Origin of the sequence: Campylobacter ureolyticus, assembly GCF_013372225.1 — a bacterium.
GTDB lineage: Bacteria > Campylobacterota > Campylobacteria > Campylobacterales > Campylobacteraceae > Campylobacter_B > Campylobacter_B ureolyticus.
In genome coordinates, this window is sequence record NZ_CP053832.1 from 1,648,439 (window position 1) to 1,675,034 (window position 26,596).

11 protein-coding genes are annotated in these 26,596 nt (G+C 24.4%); all 11 read left to right on the forward strand.

What is annotated here, in order from left to right; genetic code table 11:
* Position 1: 1 nt before the first annotated feature.
* The 11 genes from CURT_RS08475 to CURT_RS08525 all read left to right on the forward strand — a co-directional run bounded on the left by CURT_RS08475 (position 2) and on the right by CURT_RS08525 (position 26,594).
* Positions 2 to 8,587, forward strand: a complete 8,586-nt coding sequence (locus tag CURT_RS08475; protein ID WP_176324086.1) for a hemagglutinin repeat-containing protein — start codon at positions 2 to 4, stop codon at positions 8,585 to 8,587.
* 729 nt (positions 8,588 to 9,316) lie between these two features.
* Positions 9,317 to 9,562, forward strand: a complete 246-nt coding sequence (locus CURT_RS08480) for a hypothetical protein (RefSeq protein WP_176324087.1) — start codon at positions 9,317 to 9,319, stop codon at positions 9,560 to 9,562.
* A 23-nt stretch (positions 9,563 to 9,585) separates the two neighbouring features.
* Positions 9,586 to 12,498 carry a hemagglutinin repeat-containing protein gene (locus CURT_RS08485; protein ID WP_115651880.1) on the forward strand — a complete coding sequence of 971 codons (2,913 nt, stop codon included), beginning with the start codon at positions 9,586 to 9,588 and terminating at the stop codon, positions 12,496 to 12,498.
* A gap of 29 nt (positions 12,499 to 12,527) precedes the next feature.
* Positions 12,528 to 13,091, forward strand: coding sequence for a hypothetical protein (locus CURT_RS08490; protein WP_115651879.1), 564 nt, complete (start codon positions 12,528 to 12,530; stop codon positions 13,089 to 13,091).
* Positions 13,092 to 13,181: 90 nt separating this feature from the next.
* Positions 13,182 to 13,586, forward strand: a complete 405-nt coding sequence (locus CURT_RS08495) for a hypothetical protein (protein WP_176324088.1) — start codon at positions 13,182 to 13,184, stop codon at positions 13,584 to 13,586.
* Between the two features lie 6 nt (positions 13,587 to 13,592).
* A complete protein-coding gene (locus CURT_RS08500; protein WP_115651877.1) occupies positions 13,593 to 13,868 on the forward strand; it encodes a hypothetical protein in 276 nt (91 codons plus the stop codon).
* 237 nt (positions 13,869 to 14,105) lie between these two features.
* Entirely contained in the window at positions 14,106 to 14,474 is a 369-nt protein-coding gene (locus tag CURT_RS08505) for a hypothetical protein (RefSeq protein WP_172539786.1), read from the forward strand.
* Complete coding sequence (locus tag CURT_RS08510) at positions 14,464 to 14,871, forward strand: adenylate kinase (protein WP_018713849.1); 408 nt, start codon at positions 14,464 to 14,466, stop codon at positions 14,869 to 14,871. The genes CURT_RS08505 and CURT_RS08510 overlap by 11 nt, the downstream gene beginning before the upstream one ends.
* Before the next feature lie 946 nt (positions 14,872 to 15,817).
* A complete protein-coding gene (locus CURT_RS08515; protein ID WP_018713642.1) occupies positions 15,818 to 17,512 on the forward strand; it encodes a ShlB/FhaC/HecB family hemolysin secretion/activation protein in 1,695 nt (564 codons plus the stop codon).
* A gap of 9 nt (positions 17,513 to 17,521) precedes the next feature.
* Positions 17,522 to 26,110, forward strand: a complete 8,589-nt coding sequence (locus CURT_RS08520) for a hemagglutinin repeat-containing protein (protein WP_176324089.1) — start codon at positions 17,522 to 17,524, stop codon at positions 26,108 to 26,110.
* A complete protein-coding gene (locus CURT_RS08525; protein ID WP_018713966.1) occupies positions 26,094 to 26,594 on the forward strand; it encodes a hypothetical protein in 501 nt (166 codons plus the stop codon). Before CURT_RS08520 ends, CURT_RS08525 begins: the two co-directional genes overlap by 17 nt.
* The last annotated feature ends 2 nt before the right edge of the window (positions 26,595 to 26,596 follow it).

Here is a 26,596-nt window from a genome sequence, read left to right on the forward strand (position 1 = left end):
AATGAATTTCAAAAACCATCTCAACATAATTTTATCCTTAACACTTCTTTTTCCAAATCTATCTTTAGCTGAGATTTTAGCTGATACTAATGTCCCTAAATCTAACCAACCTACCATTTTAAAAACTCCAAATAATGCTATACAAGTTGATATCGTTAAACCAAACAATAAAGGAGTATCAATAAACGAATACTCTAAATTTAATACAACAGATGATGGAACGATACTTAATAATTCAAGAAATGGAGCAGATACTATAACAGGAGGCTATATACATGCAAATCCAAGACTAAGCGAAGGCTCAGCCAAACTTATTGTAAATAAGATAAACTCAGATAAAAAAAGTAGCTTAAAAGGAAATATAGAAATAGCAGGAGATAAAGCTGATCTTATGATAGCAAATCCTAGTGGTATAGATATAGATGGAGTTCATTTTATAAACTCTAAATCAACTACTTTAACTACAGGAGAGCTTAAATTTAAAGATGGAGCTTTAAATAATATAGATGTAAAACAAGGTGAGATATCTATAAGTAATAGAGGTTTAAAAGATGAAAGTAATTATTTAAATATCATTTCTAAAACTGCTAAGATAAGTGCTAATGTTTATGCCAATAATCTAAACATAATAACTGGAAAAAATAAACTAGATAAAGATTTAAATATATTATCAAGTAGTAGTGATGATACTAAAATATCAATTGATACTTCAAATTTAGGTGGAATGTATGCAAATAGAATAAAACTTATTGCTACAAATAAAGGTATTGGAGTAAATAATAATGCAAAAATAGTTGCAAATAATGATATATCTATAAACTTAAATGGAGATCTTATAAATAAAGCAGATATAGTATCTAATGATAATATAAATATAAAAGCTAAAGATGTAGAAAATAGTGGAAATAATGATAAAAAAACCATAGTTAAATCGCAAACCATAAATTTAAAAGCAAATAATTTAAACAATAAAGACTCTATCATACAAACCAACTCTAAACTAACCCTAAAATCAAATAATTTAATAAATAAAGACTCTATCATAGGAAAAGATAATTTAAATAAAAATACTCACAATAATATAAAAAACAATAATAACAACAATAAAAAAAACACTAACAACAGCCAAATAGTAGTAAAAAATACTATTTTAAATAAAAACTCTAAAATACTATCTAATAAGTTAAATCTTGAAATAAATAAAGATATAGATAACAAAAACTCAAATTTAAATATTTCAAGCATAAATAATAAACTAGATAATATAAAAAACAGTAATACAAACTTTATAGTAGAAAATGAAGTAAATTTAAACCTTAATAGCCTTCTTCAAAACAGCTCTAACTTTAGCTCAAACAATAATTTATCCATAAAAGCAGATAGTGATATTATAAATAGCCATAACTCACAAATCTCATCATGTAAAAATTTAAACTTAATAGCTAGTAACACTATAAAAAACAGTAACTCTAAGCTAGTTTCTAATGGTGATATAAATTTAAAATCAAATTATATATACACAGATAAATTGATATCATCAAATAAAAACTTATTTATAGATTCTAAAAAAATAGATAATTTAGGCGATATAAAAGCAAACAATATAACAATTAATTCAAATTTTTTAAATAACGAGTTAAGTATAATATCTTACAGCAATTTAGATATTAAAACAAACTTTTTAAATAATAAAAACTCTTTAGTTTATGCATTAAACAAAGCTATTATTAAATCAGATGAAATTATAAATAGTAGTGATGAAAAAAACAATAAAGGTATTCAAGCTAAAAATTTAAAAATAGATTCAACTACTTTAGATAACTCAAACGGAAATATTATTTCAAATGGGTTGTTAGATATAAAGATTAAAGATTCTTTAAATAATACCTTAGGCTATATAGGTGCTTATTTAGATCTTAATTTAAACTCATCACTTCTTAATAATAAAGATGGATTTATCATCTCAAATAAAAATCTATTTATAAATACCGATAAATACAGTAATCACGGAAATCTTCAAGCAAGAAAGAATTTATCTTTAATCACAAAAGATACTATAAACTATAATGGTGGCTTTTATGCAAATAAAGATATCTTTATAAAAACAACAGATGATTTTATAAATAATACAAAGCTTATATCAAACAATAACCTTATAATAAATGCAAACAATATAACAAATAAAGGCACTATTCACTCATTAAACGATATGAGTTTAAACTCATATTTAAATTTAAATAACTTTGGCGAAATAGCATCAAATAAAAATCTTTTTATAAACTCTAATTATTTAATGAACAATAAAGCAAATATCTATTCAAACAAAGCTTTGATAATTAATTCAAACGATATTTTAAATATAGATAAATCAACTCTTTATAGTAAAGATGATATGATTTTAAATACAAATACTCTTATAAATAAAGATAGCTCAAATATAATATCGGACAAAAATCTAAATATCTTTTATACAAAAGATAAAATTTCAAATAACAGTTTAGATTATAATAATTTACTAAAATCAAATTATGACTATTTATCTTATCTATCAAAGCTAAATAGTAATGAAAACTATAAAAGTTTAAAAATAGATAATCTATCATCTTTAATGTATTCTAGAGGTGATATGAGTATAAATGCTAAAGAGCTTAATAACAGATCACTTGATGAACTTAAAATAAATAAAAATCCTAAAACAAAAAAAGGAAGTATAAATTTAAGAGATAATAATCAAAAAATAATACCATTTGGAGTTGATATAGATAAATTAAAACAAGATATTATAGAAAACTATAAAATAAATAATAATTATAAAGAGCCCAGTAGCAAGTATGTAGAAAATGAACTTAAAAAAGAAATTATTAACAAAAATGAAAAACTATATATCTTAAGCTTACATAAAAATACAAAATCAAATGGTAAAAATATCTACAATGATATAAAATTTGATTTTATAAATAATCAAGCCATTATTACAACAAGCCATATAAGAGATAATGAAAAAACAAGAAAGATAGATTATGCAATTAATAAGCAAACTATAAATGAAGATGATTTGGCTAAATTTAGACCATCTAGTATTATTTCAAATAAAAGTATTAATTTTTTAACAAATAATTTATTAAATGATAAAAGCATAGTATTTGCAAACAAAGATATAAATTTAAAAGATACAAATTTAATTAATCAAGGTCTTGATTTAACTCATAATATCATATCAAGAGCTACTTATGAGTGGAGAGAGAAAAAAAGACGAAGAGATAAAATAAGACACAAATGGGTTACAAAAGGTGGATCTTTAGGAACCATATCTAAAAATTACCAAGAGGTAGGATATCCATCTATATTTGCAGCAAATGGTAAAATAACAGGCTCTTTAGCTAAGCTTAATAACGGAAAGCCAAATATCGCAGATACAATAATAAATAAAACACCCAAATTTATGAAAGATGATAAGGATATATTTTATAAATCTTTATTAAAAAAAGATATATATTTAAACAATATCACAAATCCATATAAAAACAACTCTTTTATAATTAGCAATAACCCCCCTACTTTTAAAGATAATTTTATAAATCCTACTAATCAAAAATACTACTATTTAAATAACGGTTATATTTATGATGAAAACATTCCAAATAGTGATTATATGCATAATAAACTAACTTATATTTATGATTTTAGAAACAGCGCTTTAAAAAGCATATTATTTAAAAATAACACTCCATTAAATGCTTCATCTTTAATTTATTCAGGTAGTGGAATTTCTCTAGATATAGATGGAGACTTAAATAACTACTCAAGCATTATAAGCAATAACTACATAAAGATAAATGCAAATAACATTACAAATAAATTTGCAGATATAAAGGCAAATAATGAATTAATCCTAAATGCAAATAATGATATATTAAATCTATCTTCTTTAATTGAGGCAGGAAGTATCTATCTACAAGCAAATAATATATTTAATCAAACCCTATCAAATACAAACACCCTAACTCACTCTTATGGAAAAGAAAGTTTTACAAATATAGCAGATATTTCAGCTATTACTTCAACCAAAGGCGATACAGTATTAAATGCAAAAGATAGTATCTATCTAAGAGGTTCAAACATAAACTCAAATAAAAATATAGCCCTACTTGCAAATAACAACATCTTAAGTAAGACTGTAAAAGATAAAGGCTCATATGACTTTTCTATGAGCGGGGGATATTATAAAAGAGATTATGAATACAGCCTAGGATCAAATTTAAATGCAAAAGAAAATATTTTATTAAAGGCAAATAAAGATATAACTTTAATAAGTTCAAATTTAAACTCAAATAAAGATACAATCCTAAACTCAGGTAACAACATAAATGTCCTCTCATCCTTAGAGAGTGATTACAGCGAAACTAAATCAACCTCAAAAGGATTTATGTCTAAAAAAACAGAACTTATAAAATCTTTAGAGCAAAACGTAAAAAGCTCAAATATAGATGGAAAAAATGTATTAATAAACTCAGGAAAAAACATAACTATTGCAGGATCTAGTATAAAAGCTAATAATGCTATAAATTTAAACTCAAATAACGATATAAATATACTATCTTCTAAATACTCAAATTTTAGCCAAAGCTATAAAAGTAAATCCAAATTTGGTGGAGTTAGTAAGAGTATAAATTTAGATGAGAGCGCAAATACTTTATTAAAATCAAGCAGTTTAAAAAGCAGTGATATCTTACTTAATTCAAACTTTAATATCTTACTCTCATCAGCTACTATAAATGCAGATCAAAGCATCTTTTTAAATGCAAAAGATAGTGTATTTATAAACTCAAGCAAAGAGATAACTAGCAAAAGATCTATTAGTAAAAAAAGTTCATTTAATCCGTTTAATTTAGCTTTGTCAATATCAAGTCTAGGAGTTATAGATAATCCCATCTACACACAAAACATCCATAAAGATCTAAACTCTAAAGTTACTCAAAAAGCTTCTAATCTAAAAGCCAATAAAGATATATTAATTAACTCAAACAACGATATCAATATAAATGGATCAAACCTAATTGCAAATAAAGATATAAGCTTAACTTCAAAAAAAGGAAGTGTTAATATACTAGCTTCTAAAGATAGCATAACAAATGCTGTTTATGATAAAAAAATAGAAGTTTCTATGATAAGTCCATTTGAGTCTTTTAAAAACTCAATCAATGATATAAAAAATCAAGAAACCAAAGCAAAAACTAATTTAGCCAAAGCAAGTTATGATGAGTATGATAAACAAACAAACATATCTAAAACAAACTCATCAAATTTAATCTCAAATCAAAATATAAAAATAAACTCTTTTAAGGATACAGACATTATAGGTTCAAACCTAAATGCTAAAGAAAATATTAATCTCTCTTCAAAACATGGAGATATAAACATACTCTCATCAACTAATAATCTATTAGAAGATATTAAAAAGAAAAACATTGAAGCAACCCTTTCTCTTACTGTACAAAACGAATACGCACAGATAGGAAGTGCGGCTAAGGATTTAGAGGAAGCAACCAAACAGTTAAAAAGTGTAAAAAAAGAGTATGACTCTTATAAAAAAGAGCTTAACTCCTTAAAAGATAAACTTTCAAATTTAAAACAAAGATATAAAAATAAAGAAGAAGGAATTGATTACTTAGATATAGAAGATTTACAAGATTTTATAAATGATCTAACAGATGAAGAAAAATACTATAAATCAAACATAGCTTTAGCTACTGAAAATGTAGCTTCTAAATCAGCAGCTTTACTCTCTCAAACAGCCTCAGCAGCAGCAAGCTCAGGAACTTATGGATTTAGTGTAGGAGTAAGTGCTGATATAAAAGGAAATAAATTTAATTCAAATCTAAATGATATAACAAATATAAGCTCAAACCTAAAAGCAAACAATATAAATTTAAACTCCTATAATGATACAACCATAACAGGATCAAATTTATTAGCCTTAAATGATATAACAATAAACTCAACTAATCTAAATATAAACTCATCACAAGACACTTTTACATATAAAGATAAAAACAAAGAATTAAGTGGAAGTATAAGCTTTACAATCTATGGAGGAGGTGGTGGAAGCTTAGGACTAAATTATGCTCAAAGCCATCTTAATAAAGACAGTATAATAAACAATAACTCAAAGCTTTTAGCAAACAATGATATAAATATAAATACTGCAAATAATACAGCTATAAAAGGAGCAAATTTAAAAGCTGATAATACTTTTAATCTAAAAACAAACAATCTTACATTACAGAGTCAAAGAGATATATTAAACTCAAATTTCAAATCAAACTCATTTGGAGTAGGAGTTGGATTTAGTGGAGATAATAATCCAAATCCATCTGCTATCTCTAACAATATGGTAAGTTATAAAGATACAAAACTATCAAATGCAAATGCAAACTTTTCTAAAAATAGATCTAGCTCTAAAACTAAGCAAACAGTTCTTTCAAGTATAACAGGAGATAAGGTAAATATAGATGTGCAACAAAACACTAATCTAAAAGGCTCTTTAATAGCAGCAGGAGAGTATAAAACTATAATAGATGAAGATGGAAGTAAAAAAACTATATTTATAGATAATAAAAATCTAAATTTAAAAACAGGCTCTTTAACATTTAGTAATCTTAAAAACTCAAACTACTCTAAAAAAACAAGTTTAGGTGTGGGAGTAAATGTAGCTTTAAATAAAGATGATAAAAATAAACCAAACAATCAAAAAACAAATAACACAAATCTAAACTCTAAAATAACAAGTGCAACTTATTCTAATAACAAAGACTTAACTTATAACTCATCAAAAACATTAGCAACTATAGGAAAAGGAAATCTAATAGTATCAAACATAGATATCTCAAATTTAAATAAAGATGAGTTAGATAATTTTCAATCTAATAAAACAGATAACTTATCTAATTTAGATGACTTAGTAAGACTAAATAAAGATACAAATCAAATAAATAAAGATTTATATAATACAAACATAAACTCAAACATAGATGCATCAATAGATACAAGATTATTTAGTAAAGAAGGAAGGAAAGAGATAAAAGATGATTACAATAAAGCAACCGCTATAACTAAAGCTCTTTCAACTATAATTCAAACAAAAGAGCTAAATTTTAATGAAGAAGTTGGACAAAACTATAATTCGTATGTATTTAATACTATCTACGGCAAAGAGCTTATAGATACTTTAATAAACCCAACTATTCAAATCAATGAAAAAGAAAACTACATAAGCTACTTAATGAAAAACTTAGCTAAACAAAACGGATATAACCTTGATAATTTAGAAGTTAAATTTATAGATGATACTAATACATTAGGAGCAAACAATCAAAAATTTAAAGGAAACTACAATCAACAAAATAACACAATAATTCTAAATTTAGCTAATATAAAAAATTTAAATGAGTTTATAAATACATTAGGACACGAACTAACTCATGCTATAAAATCTCATCAAAATAGTTTTATTCCACAAGATAATTTTCAAAACAACTATGCAAACATAAAAGGTGAAATTTTAAGTAATTATTTAAATAAAGCTTTAAATTTAAAAGATGAAAATGTAAATTTAAACAATACAAATCTAAATTACACAAACAATACAAACACCAAAGATACACTATTATCAAACTTAGACAAATTTAACTCGCAAGATATGAGTAAGAGTGATAATAAAATATTTATATACAATAATCGTGTCGTTGGTATAGATAAAAATTTAAATGATAATTTAGTTGTAGATCTAACAACTTGGGAAGCTTTAACAAACGGATATCTTATGCCAGATATAAAAGATAAATTGTTTTTTTCACCATTTATTAAAATCAATAATATCTTATCAGACAAAACAATTATAAACGATATCCCAGATACAAACAAATACACAAATCAATATGATTTAACAAACAAATCAGACTTTGAAAAATTAAGAGTAAAAACAGAGCAAACATATGAAAATATAAATAATAATACAAAGATTGTATTTATAAATGGTATGGGCAATACTTTGGAAAATGCAAGGGAAAGTGTAAATTTAATAAAACAAGATTATGGAAACAATGTGGGTTTAATAAATAATGCTACAGGTAAATATTTAGGCATAATAGAAGATGCTGCTGAGTGGGTATCAAACTTCACTACTACAAAAGATGTATTAAATGCATATAGCATAAAGCAACTATCAAAAGATACAATCATAATAACTCACAGTGCAGGAAATGAAGATATATTCAAAGCAAATAAAATAAATAAAGAAATAGGAGTAAAAACGCCATACAATCTAATAAGTGTAGGTTCACCAAAATCAGCAACTGATTTAAAACAAAGCACTAAAAATGTAGGTGCAAATTTCATAACACAGATAAATCATAAAAATGATCCTGTGGCAAATGGATGGTTAAATAAGGATGCGAGTTATAGGATGAAATTTTTAAATGATGATAAAAGCTTTAGATTGCCATTTTTTGACGATTTAAAAGAATATCATCCGTTTGAAACATATTATCCAGATATAAAAGATATAAAGAATAAAAATGATAACTAAATTTCAATATATATCGTTTTTGCTGATTTATTTGCAAGCGATTATCCTTGCTCCAAATTTAACGCAATATAGCAAGATAATGCATAATACGATTTTATTTTACATTTTTATCTTATGTGAGATATGCTTTATTTTGTCTATACTATTTTTTAATGTCAAATATAAAATATTTAAAATAAAACATATGATTTTAATTATATTTTTTTGTTGTTTTTTATTTGTGTATATTTGGATAGAGCAAATAATTATAAAATTAGTTATGTATAATTTGTTTGACGAAGGTGGGATCGTTAGATACATCATGAAAGATTGGTACTATAATTTTAAAATAGTTGAAGTTTTGTTTTGGAATTTTATATTTTCTTTGCACTATTTTTTATATCTGTTTTTTATTATAAAGCCATTTTTTGGCTATGTGAACAAAATTTCCAATAAATATAAATGCGTTAAAAAGGACAATAGTTGAATAAAAAAGAGGAATTTTTAATAACGATTTTTTACATGCTGCCAGTTTGGTTTCAGGCTGTTTTTTTTGAATCAAATTTACCAAATATTAGATTTTTAAAAGAAACAATACTTTTAATATATTTTATTTTATTATTAAATATGATGTATCAAGCTTATAAATTGTGCATAAAATATTTTATCAATATAAAATTTGGTTACCTTTTTTCTACAAAAATTGTATTTTTCACTTTGATATTTTTATTTTATTTTTTTATATATAAATTGATTTTTGAATTATGTTTTTTTGGCGATGGGCTTTTTCAAGTAAATATACAGTATAAAGAGGATATTTATGGTCAAAATTTTAAAAAATTGTTTTGGAATTTCATTTTTTCACTTCACTATCCAATCTATATATTTATATTTATAAAACCATTTGTCAATCATCTAGATAGATCTATAAAAGAATATAAATCAAGCATGAAAGATTTAAACGAGAAAAATGAAACAAAAAATACTCAAAGTTAAAAAATTATATAAAGAAAATAAATATGTTTAATGATCTAACAGATGAAGAAAAATACTATAAATCAAACATAGCTTTAGCTACTGAAAATGTAGCTTCTAAATCAGCAGCTTTACTCTCTCAAACAGCCTCAGCAGCAGCAAGCTATGGAACTTATGGATTTAGTGTAGGAGTAAGTGCTGATATAAAAGGAAATAAATTTAACTCAAATCTAAATGATATAACAAATATAAGCTCAAACCTAAAAGCAAACAATATAAATTTAAACTCCTATAATGATACAACTATAACAGGATCAAATTTATTAGCCTTAAATGATATAACAATAAACTCAACTAATCTAAATATAAACTCATCACAAGACACTTTTACATATAAAGATAAAAACAAAGAATTAAGTGGAAGTATAAGCTTTACAATCTATGGAGGAGGTGGTGGAAGCTTAGGACTAAATTATGCTCAAAGCCATCTTAATAAAGACAGTATAATAAACAATAACTCAAAGCTTTTAGCAAACAATGATATAAATATAAATACTGCAAATAATACAGCTATAAAAGGAGCAAATTTAAAAGCTGATAATACTTTTAATCTAAAAACAAACAATCTTACATTACAGAGTCAAAGAGATATATTAAACTCAAATTTCAAATCAAACTCATTTGGAGTAGGAGTTGGATTTAGTGGAGATAATAATCCAAATCCATCTGCTATCTCTAACAATATGGTAAGTTATAAAGATACAAAACTATCAAATGCAAATGCAAACTTTTCTAAAAATAGATCTAGCTCTAAAACTAAGCAAACAGTTCTTTCAAGTATAACAGGTGATAAGGTAAATATAGATGTGCAACAAAACACTAATCTAAAAGGCTCTTTAATAGCAGCAGGAGAGTATAAAACTATAATAGATGAAGATGGAAGTAAAAAAACTATATTTATAGATAACAAAAATCTAAATTTAAAAACAGGCTCTTTAACATTTAGTAATCTTAAAAACTCAAACTACTCTAAAAAAACAAGTTTAGGTGTGGGAGTAAATGTAGCTTTAAATAAAGATGATAAAAATAAACCAAACGATCAAAAAACAAACAACACAAATCTAAACTCTAAAATAACAAGTGCAACTTATTCTAATAATAAAGACTTAACTTATAACTCATCAAAAACATTAGCAACTATAGGAAAAGGAAATCTAATAGTATCAAACATAGATATCTCAAATTTAAATAAAGATGAGTTAGATAATTTTCAATCTAATAAAACAGATAACTTATCTAATTTAGATGACTTAGTAAGACTGAATAAAGATACAAATCAAATAAACAAAGATTTATATAATACAAACATAAACTCAAACATAGATGTATCAATAGATACAAGATTATTTAGTAAAGAAGGAAGGAAAGAGATAAAAGATGATATTCAAGATGCTACTACTATAAAAGATGCAATTACTCAAATAGTAACTACAAATAGAGCTAGCATAATAGATTTTTTTAAAGAAAACTATAAAGCTTATAACACTCTTCAAGGAGTAAAAGAGCAAATCTCAAATAATAAAGAGTTAAAAGAGATTTTAAATAGTTCAAATGTATCAGACACTCAAAAAAGTAAGATTATACAAGAAGTTACAAACTCTGTTATGATAAATCTAGGTTATTTACCAAATGAAACTAAAGCAATCTTTTCAGATGAAAAAGGTTACAACAATAAAAACATAAAAGGTTTTTACTCTCTTCAAACAGATACTAGTTATATAAATATAAAAAATACTTCAACTATAAAAGATTTAGTTAATACAACAGCTACAGAGTCTCAAAGAGCAATGGATACTATAGATAATATAGACATAACAATAAATAGAGATGATAATTCAAAATACTCACAAAACTTTGGAGAGTATGTAAGTAGATACTACTCTTATGCATTAGGTAAAGATACACACAACTATAAAAATAACTCTTTTAATAATAATTTAAATAATATAAATAAAGATTACTACACAATAAACAATTATGAGTTTAGTAAGTTAAATAAGAATAAGGGGGATAATAGACAGTTGCATAAAGATGAGATTGAGTTTATAAATAATAACCATGAAGAGTTTAAAAAATATTACAAAACTAAAATAGGTAAAAACATAACTAAAGATGAAGCAAAAAAGCTACTTGATTTTTCAGGTAAATATATGATTGATTATGAAAAAAATGGATGGTATAATTTTAAAAGTCTATTTGGTAAAGAAGAATATAGCAAAGATGAAATAAATACAGCGATGGGATTTTTAATTGATAAATCAAAGGGGTTGAAATTCGAGGATAAATATTTAAAACCATTCACTAATGAAGCTCCACAACAAGATTATTTTACCGCTACTAATTTACAATTTTATAATAATTCTTATGACCCATCCAATGAATTTTTTGAATCTGACACATTGGCAACAAAATTATATGCTATAAATAACCCATATAAATATAGTCATTATTCTAGAAATAAGTTTAATAAAGTATCACAACAAGAGCTAGATATAATATCTAAAGGTTTGCTGAATCATAGTGATACTATAAAATTGCTTCAGGATAAAAACAATAAAGATATTAAAATAAAAATTGGGGATTGGGAAGTATATCCGAAAGATAAATCAATTTATCATCAAATGGGCGATAAAAAAAATAGAAACAATGTAAAACTGGTAAATAATGACGGTAGAGAGATAGTTGTTCGACTGACAAACGATAAATATACAATTATAGACGATAACCTTAATGTAGGAACTTACAATTACAGTAATCCAAATGGAGGTTTAAATACTTTTATGCATAGCATTGCTGATGTTTTGCCATATTATATTTATGGAAATACTCCTTATGATGGTTTAAAATATGGCGATCGAGTTATTACCACAATTGAAGGATTAAAAAATGATTTTTGATACCAATATGCCAAAATAAGGTAAAAAAGATGAAAAACATAATTGAAACTATTTTATGTATATTATCAGGATGCATCGGTGCTTTCACAGGTCTTTTATCTCCGTTTATATTTGCTTACTTTGTCGATAATTACCTTGGGCATTCTGTTGTTCGTGAGTATTCTTTTAATTTAGACACAATTGACTATAAAAGCAATCCAATTTTATCCCCTTATGTCTATACAAATAGTAAAAAAGGTTTTTCTGATTTGCTATTTGTTGTAGGTTTTGACACAGGCAATATTGTCAGCACGGATCCTAAAAAAGATATAAATATGCTATATAGCATAAGCATAAAAGATTATGAAACAAAACAAATTATATATGAATTTCAAGATATATACTTAGAAATTCACCTTCCAGGAAGCAAATATTCTAACATAAGTAAAAATATTTATTTTAATAATCTATCTTTGGAGGATAAAAAATATATTTTTGAGATGAAATACTATCAAGTAGGTGATTCTGCTACTATCTATCATTATAATGCGGTAATGAAACCATACGATTGCAATATTGAATATAAACTTTTTAATACACTTATGTCTGTATAATAGAGGATTAATATGATTAAACGGATTATTAAATATTTTTTTCTTTCATTTTTTTTAGTAGTTTTTTTAATAATTGGCTTTTTTTCTTTTATGATAGGTATGTCATATCTATATGAACACCTTACAAAAGAAAGTTACAGCAATCACCATTTTATATTAAAACAAAAAATGAATTTTAATAATAGTAAGTCCAAAATAAAAGTGGATTTGTCTTGGAAAAAAGAATTTTTTAAAGAGTACAGATATACTTTAAAAATACTTCCGAACAATAATGAAGACAACATTATCTACGGCTTTACACTAAAAGAAGAAGACACTCTAAAAACTATTTATGGTATAGAAAAATTAATCTCTCCAGCAAATATAGAGCTTACAAACTTATATTTAAGAGATAAAATATACCTGCTTGAAGTTAAATTTTACTATTTAAACAATCCAAATGATATTTTTGTATATAATTATGAAATTGTGCCAAAGGATAAATTGAAAGATTGATTTTAGATGATTTTATTTTTAGATAATAAGCAAAATATAAAACTTGTGAATAATTACGGTAGAGAAGTGGTTTTAAGACAAATGGATAATGGAGAATATATTATAATAAATGACTATAAAAATATAGGAACTTATAATTTTTCAAACCCTACACCATTTAGACATTCTTTTGATTTTTTGAGTGCTATAACTGGCGAAAGTATGGAACATGCAGTGCAAGACTTGTTGCCGTATTTTATTTATGGCAATACTCCTTATGATGACATAGGAAAATCAAAATGAAAAAACTAATAAAAATTTTTAAAATTTTATTTTTTACATTAGCTTTTATAGGTGCTATTTTGTTTATACGAGTAGTTGGGCTTTTGAGTAGGGGTTAGAAATTAGTATGAAAAAAATTTTTTATACAGCATTTGTAATTTTATGTGTATTATTGATAATCTTTGCTATACATTTCACATATAATTGTATTGCTGATAGACATTTTAGAGAAATTTATCTTTTTACAAGGTGGATTTAATGACTAAGTTTTTGTGGCTTTTATTAGATATATTTTGCTTTGCTTTTCAAGTTTTGATTTATTTATTTTTAATGATTTTGTTTTTAATTTTTTTAGGGTTTATGTATGGTGCGTATATATATTCACCTAAATATGATGATAATCAAGCCATATCAACAACAAAACCAATAAATTATACTATACCTGATAATGCTTATTGGTTTGGAAATACTATATCAGATCCTAGAGTTTGGATATATGGAACAGCTGGGTTTGAAATTGCAAATGATATATTTAATGATAGCACAACGCCAGGGACACAAAAAGGAACATTGGGAGCTATTATTAAAAATATGTATCAAAATATTAAAAAACGAGATGAAGAATAAATTGAATAGTTTTTCTTATGTTTTTTTAGGAATTATTTTTATTGTAGAAGCCGTTTGGTCTTTTTGTGGTGGAAAAATTTATATAAAATATACCGGCTGGATAGAACCATCCATACAAATGTCTATAACCTCTATGGCTATAGGAATTATTTTTATATGTATAGGAATTTTTTATAACTCAAAACATTCAGATTTTATGCGTTGCAAAAAATGCCATAAAGTTTATAATTATATTGATGTAAAAGATAAAGATAAAATTTGCCCAAAATGTGGTGGAGAGTTGCAAGATTATAAAGAATTTGAAAAGGAAGAACAAGAAAAGAAAAACAAAGAATTTAAAAGAATTGATAAAATAGAAAGAGAATTGATTGAAGAATATAAAAAGAGTAAAAAATGAAATTTATCTTAAATTTATTACTATTTATAAGTCTATTTTTTAACAATATATTATTAGCATCAAGCTCAACTATACAAAGTGGAATTTATGGAACAATTTAAACAATGAAATATATAGAAGAATACTTAATTATAATAACAAAAACAGATATGCACAACAAACTAAATTTTAACACATAAATTAGATAGTGATAATTTTTGGAGGGGCGTTCAAAGAAAAGAAAAATTTTTAGGATTATTGCTTAACTTTAAAAAATTTAACTATTGAAGATTTCAAAAAAGTTGGAATAAAATTATGGATAATTTAATGATAGTCGATTAGATGGCGATTGGGTTAAATATCCGTATGTTGTTAAAAACAGCCATGAAAAAACAGAGATGAAATTTTTATTATATTGTTAAGTGTAAAACTGATAAATTTAGAAATACTTTATTAGATAAATATTGACACCTATTATAGATAAGGTTGTGAATTTTATTTGAATATTAGAAATATATAATCAAAATAAAACATCAATAAAAGCTGAACTTTCATATAAAAAACAATAGAAAATATAGGTGCTAATTTATATAAATTGATTAAATTTAAAAATAAAGATATAAATATAATACAAGATAAAGGTGTAGATTTGTACTTTATAAAATCAAACAATAATAATTTTAAAGCAGATTTTAGTATCAATAAATTTTGACATTATTTTAAAGCATGCTAATAAGTGGTTATTTGATAGTTGATTAATAATTTCTCCTAAATAGCGTTATATTAAAGAATTTTTAATATATTTTGGAAAATCTTTAAATAAATATAATAAAAATTATATTAGTAAATATTGTCAATATTATATTTAATTTTAATTTAATTTAAATTTAAGTCGAAAAGAATTTCATTTTTTCATAAGAATTATATGTTAAAATAACGAAATATGTTTCATTTTTGCGAGGTTTTTATGAGAGTATTTTTTATACTTATGCTTATTATAATTCAAATTTTTGCAAATACCTTAAACCAAATTTCTCAAACCCAAGCCAAGCAAGAAGAAGATAGACTAAAGTTTATAGAAAGTCAAAAAGAAAACTCAAATATTATTTTAACTCCTAAAAAAAATCAAATTTCAGCCATTATCTCAAACGAAAAACCCTGCTTTATTATTAATGAAATTTTATTAATCGGTAAAGATAATAATAAATTTGAAAAATATCTAAAAAAATCTTTAAAAAATGTAAAATTTAAAAATGGAAATTGTATAGGAAAAAAGAGTGTAAATATTATTTATAATTCTTTTTATAATGAAATTTTAAAAGCTGGATTGATTACAACTGCTATAAATTTACCATCACAAAATTTAAAAAGTAAAACTCTAAAATTTGAAATAATACCAGGAAAAATAGACACTATTAATATAAATGATAAAAATTCCACTAAAAATAGAGCTTCAATTTTTACTTCATTTGGCATAAACAAAAAAGGCGATATATTAAATTTAAGAGATATTGAACAAGCCTTAGAAATTTTACAAAACGCCTCTAATGGTAATGTAAGCTTTGAACTACTTCCATCAAATAAAGAAAATTATAGTGATATAAATATAACAAAAGAAGAGAAGTTGCCACTTAATTTATCTTTATCATTTGATAATTTAGGAAGTAAAGCAACTGGAAAGTATCAAGGTAGCTTAAATTTAAATGTGCTTAATTTAATGGGATTTAACGAAATCTTATATTCCTCTTACTCTAAAAATATATTTAAAGCAGACAAACAAAGTGTAGAAAATGATACAAAAAGAGGAAAAACAGACAATATTTATTACGGTATAACAATCCCATACAAAAGATTTTCTTTAGATTTTAACGAGTATAGATATAATTACGATCAAGCAATTCCTGGAGCTTTTGGAGTTTATAAATATAGTGGAAAAAGTAAAAGAAGAAATTTAACAATAAATTATCTTTATCACAGAGATCAAATTTCAAAAAACAGTCTATTTTTTAGACTTTGGGAAAAAGAAAATAAAAATTATATAGAAGACTATGAACTAGATAATCAAAGAAAAAAAACTGCTGGATACGAAATAGGTCTAAGCTCTCAAATTTTTATAGAAAATGGTCATGTAGTTTTTGGGGCAACTTATAAAAAAGGCACAGGTGCAAGAGGGGCTTTAAGAGCACCAGAAGAAGACTATAATGATGGAACAAATAGATTTGAGACAGTAACAATTGACTTTAATTTTAATAAATCATCTTTAAATGTGCCTTTAACTTATGATTTTAAATTTCACGGTATGTGGAACAATACATCTTTAACTATGCAAGAAAGACTAAATATAGGTGGATATTATACAGTTAGAGGATTTGACGGAGAAATGAGTTTGGTTGGCGATAGAGGATATTATATAAGAAATACTTTGGAGTATAGTTATTTAAATTCCCATAAACTATACGCGGCTTTTGACTTTGGCAAGGTAAGTGGAAAAAGTTCAAATTATATGACTGATAATACTTTAGTTGGCTCTGGGGTTGGCCTAAAAGGACATTTTAAAAGAAAAGTACAATATGATCTTTTTTTAGGTTTTCCACTTAATAAGCCAGAATTTTTTAAAACAGATAAAACTGTTTTAAATTTTAATACTACATACAATTTTTAAGGACAAGCAATGAATTTCAAAAACCATCTCAACATAATTTTATCCTTAACACTTCTTTTTCCAAATCTATCTTTAGCTGAGATTTTAGCTGATACTAATGTCCCTAAATCTAACCAACCTACCATTTTAAAAACTCCAAATAATGCTATACAAGTTGATATCGTTAAACCAAACAATAAAGGAGTATCAATAAACGAATACTCTAAATTTAATACAACAGATGATGGAACGATACTTAATAATTCAAGAAATGGAGCAGATACTATAACAGGAGGCTATATACATGCAAATCCAAGACTAAGCGAAGGCTCAGCCAAACTTATTGTAAATAAGATAAACTCAGATAAAAAAAGTAGCTTAAAAGGAAATATAGAAATAGCAGGAGATAAAGCTGATCTTATGATAGCAAATCCTAGTGGTATAGATATAGATGGAGTTCATTTTATAAACTCTAAATCAACTACTTTAACTACAGGAGAGCTTAAATTTAAAGATGGAGCTTTAAATAATATAGATGTAAAACAAGGTGAGATATCTATAAGTAATAGAGGTTTAAAAGATGAAAGTAATTATTTAAATATCATTTCTAAAACTGCTAAGATAAGTGCTAATGTTTATGCCAATAATCTAAACATAATAACTGGAAAAAATAAACTAGATAAAGATTTAAATATATTATCAAGTAGTAGTGATGATACTAAAATATCAATTGATACTTCAAATTTAGGTGGAATGTATGCAAATAGAATAAAACTTATTGCTACAAATAAAGGTATTGGAGTAAATAATAATGCAAAAATAGTTGCAAATAATGATATATCTATAAACTTAAATGGAGATCTTATAAATAAAGCAGATATAGTATCTAATGATAATATAAATATAAAAGCTAAAGATGTAGAAAATAGTGGAAATAATGATAAAAAAACCATAGTTAAATCGCAAACCATAAATTTAAAAGCAAATAATTTAAACAATAAAGACTCTATCATACAAACCAACTCTAAACTAACCCTAAAATCAAATAATTTAATAAATAAAGACTCTATCATAGGAAAAGATAATTTAAATAAAAATACTCACAATAATATAAAAAACAATAATAACAACAATAAAAAAAACACTAACAACAGCCAAATAGTAGTAAAAAATACTATTTTAAATAAAAACTCTAAAATACTATCTAATAAGTTAAATCTTGAAATAAATAAAGATATAGATAACAAAAACTCAAATTTAAATATTTCAAGCATAAATAATAAACTAGATAATATAAAAAACAGTAATACAAACTTTATAGTAGAAAATGAAGTAAATTTAAACCTTAATAGCCTTCTTCAAAACAGCTCTAACTTTAGCTCAAACAATAATTTATCCATAAAAGCAGATAGTGATATTATAAATAGCCATAACTCACAAATCTCATCATGTAAAAATTTAAACTTAATAGCTAGTAACACTATAAAAAACAGTAACTCTAAGCTAGTTTCTAATGGTGATATAAATTTAAAATCAAATTATATATACACAGATAAATTGATATCATCAAATAAAAACTTATTTATAGATTCTAAAAAAATAGATAATTTAGGCGATATAAAAGCAAACAATATAACAATTAATTCAAATTTTTTAAATAACGAGTTAAGTATAATATCTTACAGCAATTTAGATATTAAAACAAACTTTTTAAATAATAAAAACTCTTTAGTTTATGCATTAAACAAAGCTATTATTAAATCAGATGAAATTATAAATAGTAGTGATGAAAAAAACAATAAAGGTATTCAAGCTAAAAATTTAAAAATAGATTCAACTACTTTAGATAACTCAAACGGAAATATTATTTCAAATGGGTTGTTAGATATAAAGATTAAAGATTCTTTAAATAATACCTTAGGCTATATAGGTGCTTATTTAGATCTTAATTTAAACTCATCACTTCTTAATAATAAAGATGGATTTATCATCTCAAATAAAAATCTATTTATAAATACCGATAAATACAGTAATCACGGAAATCTTCAAGCAAGAAAGAATTTATCTTTAATCACAAAAGATACTATAAACTATAATGGTGGCTTTTATGCAAATAAAGATATCTTTATAAAAACAACAGATGATTTTATAAATAATACAAAGCTTATATCAAACAATAACCTTATAATAAATGCAAACAATATAACAAATAAAGGCACTATTCACTCATTAAACGATATGAGTTTAAACTCATATTTAAATTTAAATAACTTTGGCGAAATAGCATCAAATAAAAATCTTTTTATAAACTCTAATTATTTAATGAACAATAAAGCAAATATCTATTCAAACAAAGCTTTGATAATTAATTCAAACGATATTTTAAATATAGATAAATCAACTCTTTATAGTAAAGATGATATGATTTTAAATACAAATACTCTTATAAATAAAGATAGCTCAAATATAATATCGGACAAAAATCTAAATATCTTTTATACAAAAGATAAAATTTCAAATAACAGTTTAGATTATAATAATTTACTAAAATCAAATTATGACTATTTATCTTATCTATCAAAGCTAAATAGTAATGAAAACTATAAAAGTTTAAAAATAGATAATCTATCATCTTTAATGTATTCTAGAGGTGATATGAGTATAAATGCTAAAGAGCTTAATAACAGATCACTTGATGAACTTAAAATAAATAAAAATCCTAAAACAAAAAAAGGAAGTATAAATTTAAGAGATAATAATCAAAAAATAATACCATTTGGAGTTGATATAGATAAATTAAAACAAGATATTATAGAAAACTATAAAATAAATAATAATTATAAAGAGCCCAGTAGCAAGTATGTAGAAAATGAACTTAAAAAAGAAATTATTAACAAAAATGAAAAACTATATATCTTAAGCTTACATAAAAATACAAAATCAAATGGTAAAAATATCTACAATGATATAAAATTTGATTTTATAAATAATCAAGCCATTATTACAACAAGCCATATAAGAGATAATGAAAAAACAAGAAAGATAGATTATGCAATTAATAAGCAAACTATAAATGAAGATGATTTGGCTAAATTTAGACCATCTAGTATTATTTCAAATAAAAGTATTAATTTTTTAACAAATAATTTATTAAATGATAAAAGCATAGTATTTGCAAACAAAGATATAAATTTAAAAGATACAAATTTAATTAATCAAGGTCTTGATTTAACTCATAATATCATATCAAGAGCTACTTATGAGTGGAGAGAGAAAAAAAGACGAAGAGATAAAATAAGACACAAATGGGTTACAAAAGGTGGATCTTTAGGAACCATATCTAAAAATTACCAAGAGGTAGGATATCCATCTATATTTGCAGCAAATGGTAAAATAACAGGCTCTTTAGCTAAGCTTAATAACGGAAAGCCAAATATCGCAGATACAATAATAAATAAAACACCCAAATTTATGAAAGATGATAAGGATATATTTTATAAATCTTTATTAAAAAAAGATATATATTTAAACAATATCACAAATCCATATAAAAACAACTCTTTTATAATTAGCAATAACCCCCCTACTTTTAAAGATAATTTTATAAATCCTACTAATCAAAAATACTACTATTTAAATAACGGTTATATTTATGATGAAAACATTCCAAATAGTGATTATATGCATAATAAACTAACTTATATTTATGATTTTAGAAACAGCGCTTTAAAAAGCATATTATTTAAAAATAACACTCCATTAAATGCTTCATCTTTAATTTATTCAGGTAGTGGAATTTCTCTAGATATAGATGGAGACTTAAATAACTACTCAAGCATTATAAGCAATAACTACATAAAGATAAATGCAAATAACATTACAAATAAATTTGCAGATATAAAGGCAAATAATGAATTAATCCTAAATGCAAATAATGATATATTAAATCTATCTTCTTTAATTGAGGCAGGAAGTATCTATCTACAAGCAAATAATATATTTAATCAAACCCTATCAAATACAAACACCCTAACTCACTCTTATGGAAAAGAAAGTTTTACAAATATAGCAGATATTTCAGCTATTACTTCAACCAAAGGCGATACAGTATTAAATGCAAAAGATAGTATCTATCTAAGAGGTTCAAACATAAACTCAAATAAAAATATAGCCCTACTTGCAAATAACAACATCTTAAGTAAGACTGTAAAAGATAAAGGCTCATATGACTTTTCTATGAGCGGGGGATATTATAAAAGAGATTATGAATACAGCCTAGGATCAAATTTAAATGCAAAAGAAAATATTTTATTAAAGGCAAATAAAGATATAACTTTAATAAGTTCAAATTTAAACTCAAATAAAGATACAATCCTAAACTCAGGTAACAACATAAATGTCCTCTCATCCTTAGAGAGTGATTACAGCGAAACTAAATCAACCTCAAAAGGATTTATGTCTAAAAAAACAGAACTTATAAAATCTTTAGAGCAAAACGTAAAAAGCTCAAATATAGATGGAAAAAATGTATTAATAAACTCAGGAAAAAACATAACTATTGCAGGATCTAGTATAAAAGCTAATAATGCTATAAATTTAAACTCAAATAACGATATAAATATACTATCTTCTAAATACTCAAATTTTAGCCAAAGCTATAAAAGTAAATCCAAATTTGGTGGAGTTAGTAAGAGTATAAATTTAGATGAGAGCGCAAATACTTTATTAAAATCAAGCAGTTTAAAAAGCAGTGATATCTTACTTAATTCAAACTTTAATATCTTACTCTCATCAGCTACTATAAATGCAGATCAAAGCATCTTTTTAAATGCAAAAGATAGTGTATTTATAAACTCAAGCAAAGAGATAACTAGCAAAAGATCTATTAGTAAAAAAAGTTCATTTAATCCGTTTAATTTAGCTTTGTCAATATCAAGTCTAGGAGTTATAGATAATCCCATCTACACACAAAACATCCATAAAGATCTAAACTCTAAAGTTACTCAAAAAGCTTCTAATCTAAAAGCCAATAAAGATATATTAATTAACTCAAACAACGATATCAATATAAATGGATCAAACCTAATTGCAAATAAAGATATAAGCTTAACTTCAAAAAAAGGAAGTGTTAATATACTAGCTTCTAAAGATAGCATAACAAATGCTGTTTATGATAAAAAAATAGAAGTTTCTATGATAAGTCCATTTGAGTCTTTTAAAAACTCAATCAATGATATAAAAAATCAAGAAACCAAAGCAAAAACTAATTTAGCCAAAGCAAGTTATGATGAGTATGATAAACAAACAAACATATCTAAAACAAACTCATCAAATTTAATCTCAAATCAAAATATAAAAATAAACTCTTTTAAGGATACAGACATTATAGGTTCAAACCTAAATGCTAAAGAAAATATTAATCTCTCTTCAAAACATGGAGATATAAACATACTCTCATCAACTAATAATCTATTAGAAGATATTAAAAAGAAAAACATTGAAGCAACCCTTTCTCTTACTGTACAAAACGAATACGCACAGATAGGAAGTGCGGCTAAGGATTTAGAGGAAGCAACCAAACAGTTAAAAAGTGTAAAAAAAGAGTATGACTCTTATAAAAAAGAGCTTAACTCCTTAAAAGATAAACTTTCAAATTTAAAACAAAGATATAAAAATAAAGAAGAAGGAATTGATTACTTAGATATAGAAGATTTACAAGATTTTATAAATGATCTAACAGATGAAGAAAAATACTATAAATCAAACATAGCTTTAGCTACTGAAAATGTAGCTTCTAAATCAGCAGCTTTACTCTCTCAAACAGCCTCAGCAGCAGCAAGCTCAGGAACTTATGGATTTAGTGTAGGAGTAAGTGCTGATATAAAAGGAAATAAATTTAATTCAAATCTAAATGATATAACAAATATAAGCTCAAACCTAAAAGCAAACAATATAAATTTAAACTCCTATAATGATACAACCATAACAGGATCAAATTTATTAGCCTTAAATGATATAACAATAAACTCAACTAATCTAAATATAAACTCATCACAAGACACTTTTACATATAAAGATAAAAACAAAGAATTAAGTGGAAGTATAAGCTTTACAATCTATGGAGGAGGTGGTGGAAGCTTAGGACTAAATTATGCTCAAAGCCATCTTAATAAAGACAGTATAATAAACAATAACTCAAAGCTTTTAGCAAACAATGATATAAATATAAATACTGCAAATAATACAGCTATAAAAGGAGCAAATTTAAAAGCTGATAATACTTTTAATCTAAAAACAAACAATCTTACATTACAGAGTCAAAGAGATATATTAAACTCAAATTTCAAATCAAACTCATTTGGAGTAGGAGTTGGATTTAGTGGAGATAATAATCCAAATCCATCTGCTATCTCTAACAATATGGTAAGTTATAAAGATACAAAACTATCAAATGCAAATGCAAACTTTTCTAAAAATAGATCTAGCTCTAAAACTAAGCAAACAGTTCTTTCAAGTATAACAGGAGATAAGGTAAATATAGATGTGCAACAAAACACTAATCTAAAAGGCTCTTTAATAGCAGCAGGAGAGTATAAAACTATAATAGATGAAGATGGAAGTAAAAAAACTATATTTATAGATAATAAAAATCTAAATTTAAAAACAGGCTCTTTAACATTTAGTAATCTTAAAAACTCAAACTACTCTAAAAAAACAAGTTTAGGTGTGGGAGTAAATGTAGCTTTAAATAAAGATGATAAAAATAAACCAAACAATCAAAAAACAAATAACACAAATCTAAACTCTAAAATAACAAGTGCAACTTATTCTAATAACAAAGACTTAACTTATAACTCATCAAAAACATTAGCAACTATAGGAAAAGGAAATCTAATAGTATCAAACATAGATATCTCAAATTTAAATAAAGATGAGTTAGATAATTTTCAATCTAATAAAACAGATAACTTATCTAATTTAGATGACTTAGTAAGACTAAATAAAGATACAAATCAAATAAATAAAGATTTATATAATACAAACATAAACTCAAACATAGATGCATCAATAGATACAAGATTATTTAGTAAAGAAGGAAGGAAAGAGATAAAAGATGATATTCAAGATGCTACTACTATAAAAGATGCAATTACTCAAATAGTAACTACAAATAGAGCTAGCATAATAGATTTTTTTAAAGAAAACTATAAAGCTTATAACACTCTTCAAGGAGTAAAAGAGCAAATCTCAAATAATAAAGAGTTAAAAGAGATTTTAAATAGTTCAAATGTATCAGACACTCAAAAAAGTAAGATTATACAAGAAGTTACAAACTCTGTTATGATAAATCTAGGTTATTTACCAAATGAAACTAAAGCAATCTTTTCAGATGAAAAAGGTTACAACAATAAAAACATAAAAGGTTTTTACTCTCTTCAAACAGATACTAGTTATATAAATATAAAAAATACTTCAACTATAAAAGATTTAGTTAATACAACAGCTACAGAGTCTCAAAGAGCAATGGATACTATAGATAATATAGACATAACAATAAATAGAGATGATAATTCAAAATACTCACAAAACTTTGGAGAGTATGTAAGTAGATACTACTCTTATGCATTAGGTAAAGATACACACAACTATAAAAATAACTCTTTTAATAATAATTTAAATAATATAAATAAAGATTACTACACAATAAACAATTATGAGTTTAGTAAGTTAAATAAGAATAAGGGGGATAATAGACAGTTGCATAAAGATGAGATTGAGTTTATAAATAATAACCATGAAGAGTTTAAAAAATATTACAAAACTAAAATAGGTAAAAACATAACTAAAGATGAAGCAAAAAAGCTACTTGATTTTTCAGGTAAATATATGATTGATTATGAAAAAAATGGATGGTATAATTTTAAAAGTCTATTTGGTAAAGAAGAATATAGCAAAGATGAAATAAATACAGCGATGGGATTTTTAATTGATAAATCAAAGGGGTTGAAATTCGAGGATAAATATTTAAAACCATTCACTAATGAAGCTCCACAACAAGATTATTTTACCGCTACTAATTTACAATTTTATAATAATTCTTATGACCCATCCAATGAATTTTTTGAATCTGACACATTGGCAACAAAATTATATGCTATAAATAACCCATATAAATATAGTCATTATTCTAGAAATAAGTTTAATAAAGTATCAGATGATGAGTTTAAAAATATTTCTAATACTTTATTAAAAAATAAAAATATTACCCAAATTGGAAATTGGAGCGTATATCCGAACGATAAGTCTATTTATCATCAAATGGGAGATGACAATAATAAGCAAAATATAAAACTTGTGAATAATGATGGTAGAGAAATAGTTGTTTATAAAAAAGATAATTCATACAAAATTGTTGATGATAATTTAAACATAGGAACTTACAATTACAGTAATCCAAATGGAGGTTTAAATACTTTTATGCATGGCATTGCTGATGTTTTACCATATTATATTTACGGAAATACACCTTACGATAGTTTCGATACTTCCAAATTTAGTGTAACCTTGAAACACATTTTTGGTAATAACAAAAAGGAAGCTGATGAAAACAAAAATTAAAAATTTTATTGCATTTTTGGTCGGTATATTTCTTGGTATCACTATTGTAGTTGCAATTCCTATACTATTTCTTTATGTCTTAGATATCTATTATGGCGATATCATATTTAAATCATATGATTTTAATAGCACAATTATAAAAAGGCCTGAAAATGAAAATTTAAAATTACAAATTTTGTTAAATAGTGAAATAGGCTTTAACAATATGGATTTGGAAATTTATTTTTTAAATTTTGATAAAAATATAACTACTTATAGTTTTAAAATTTATGATGCCAATACAAATAAAACTATTTATGTTTTTACGGATATAAAATCAAAATCCGACTTAAAATTTAAAAATTTAAATTTTGAAAACAAAACATATATTGCTGAAATAAAACTTTTTGCAAACAACAATGATGCATATAATTATAAATTTATATTACATCCTTCATATAGCGAAACAAGATACTCGCGTTATGAATTTATAACGTCTCAATAATG

What these genes read in the sequence shown, in the direction of transcription:
- CURT_RS08505 (WP_172539786.1), top strand. Translation starts at nt 14,106, where the DNA reads ATGACTAAGTTTTTGTGGCTTTTATTAGATATATTTTGCTTTGCTTTT.
- CURT_RS08485 (WP_115651880.1), top strand. Translation starts at nt 9,586, where the DNA reads ATGTTTAATGATCTAACAGATGAAGAAAAATACTATAAATCAAACATA.
- CURT_RS08520 (WP_176324089.1), top strand. Translation starts at nt 17,522, where the DNA reads ATGAATTTCAAAAACCATCTCAACATAATTTTATCCTTAACACTTCTT.
- CURT_RS08515 (WP_018713642.1), top strand. Translation starts at nt 15,818, where the DNA reads ATGAGAGTATTTTTTATACTTATGCTTATTATAATTCAAATTTTTGCA.
- CURT_RS08525 (WP_018713966.1), top strand. Translation starts at nt 26,094, where the DNA reads ATGAAAACAAAAATTAAAAATTTTATTGCATTTTTGGTCGGTATATTT.
- CURT_RS08475 (WP_176324086.1), top strand. Translation starts at nt 2, where the DNA reads ATGAATTTCAAAAACCATCTCAACATAATTTTATCCTTAACACTTCTT.
- CURT_RS08490 (WP_115651879.1), top strand. Translation starts at nt 12,528, where the DNA reads ATGAAAAACATAATTGAAACTATTTTATGTATATTATCAGGATGCATC.
- CURT_RS08495 (WP_176324088.1), top strand. Translation starts at nt 13,182, where the DNA reads ATGATAGGTATGTCATATCTATATGAACACCTTACAAAAGAAAGTTAC.
- CURT_RS08500 (WP_115651877.1), top strand. Translation starts at nt 13,593, where the DNA reads ATGATTTTATTTTTAGATAATAAGCAAAATATAAAACTTGTGAATAAT.
- CURT_RS08510 (WP_018713849.1), top strand. Translation starts at nt 14,464, where the DNA reads ATGAAGAATAAATTGAATAGTTTTTCTTATGTTTTTTTAGGAATTATT.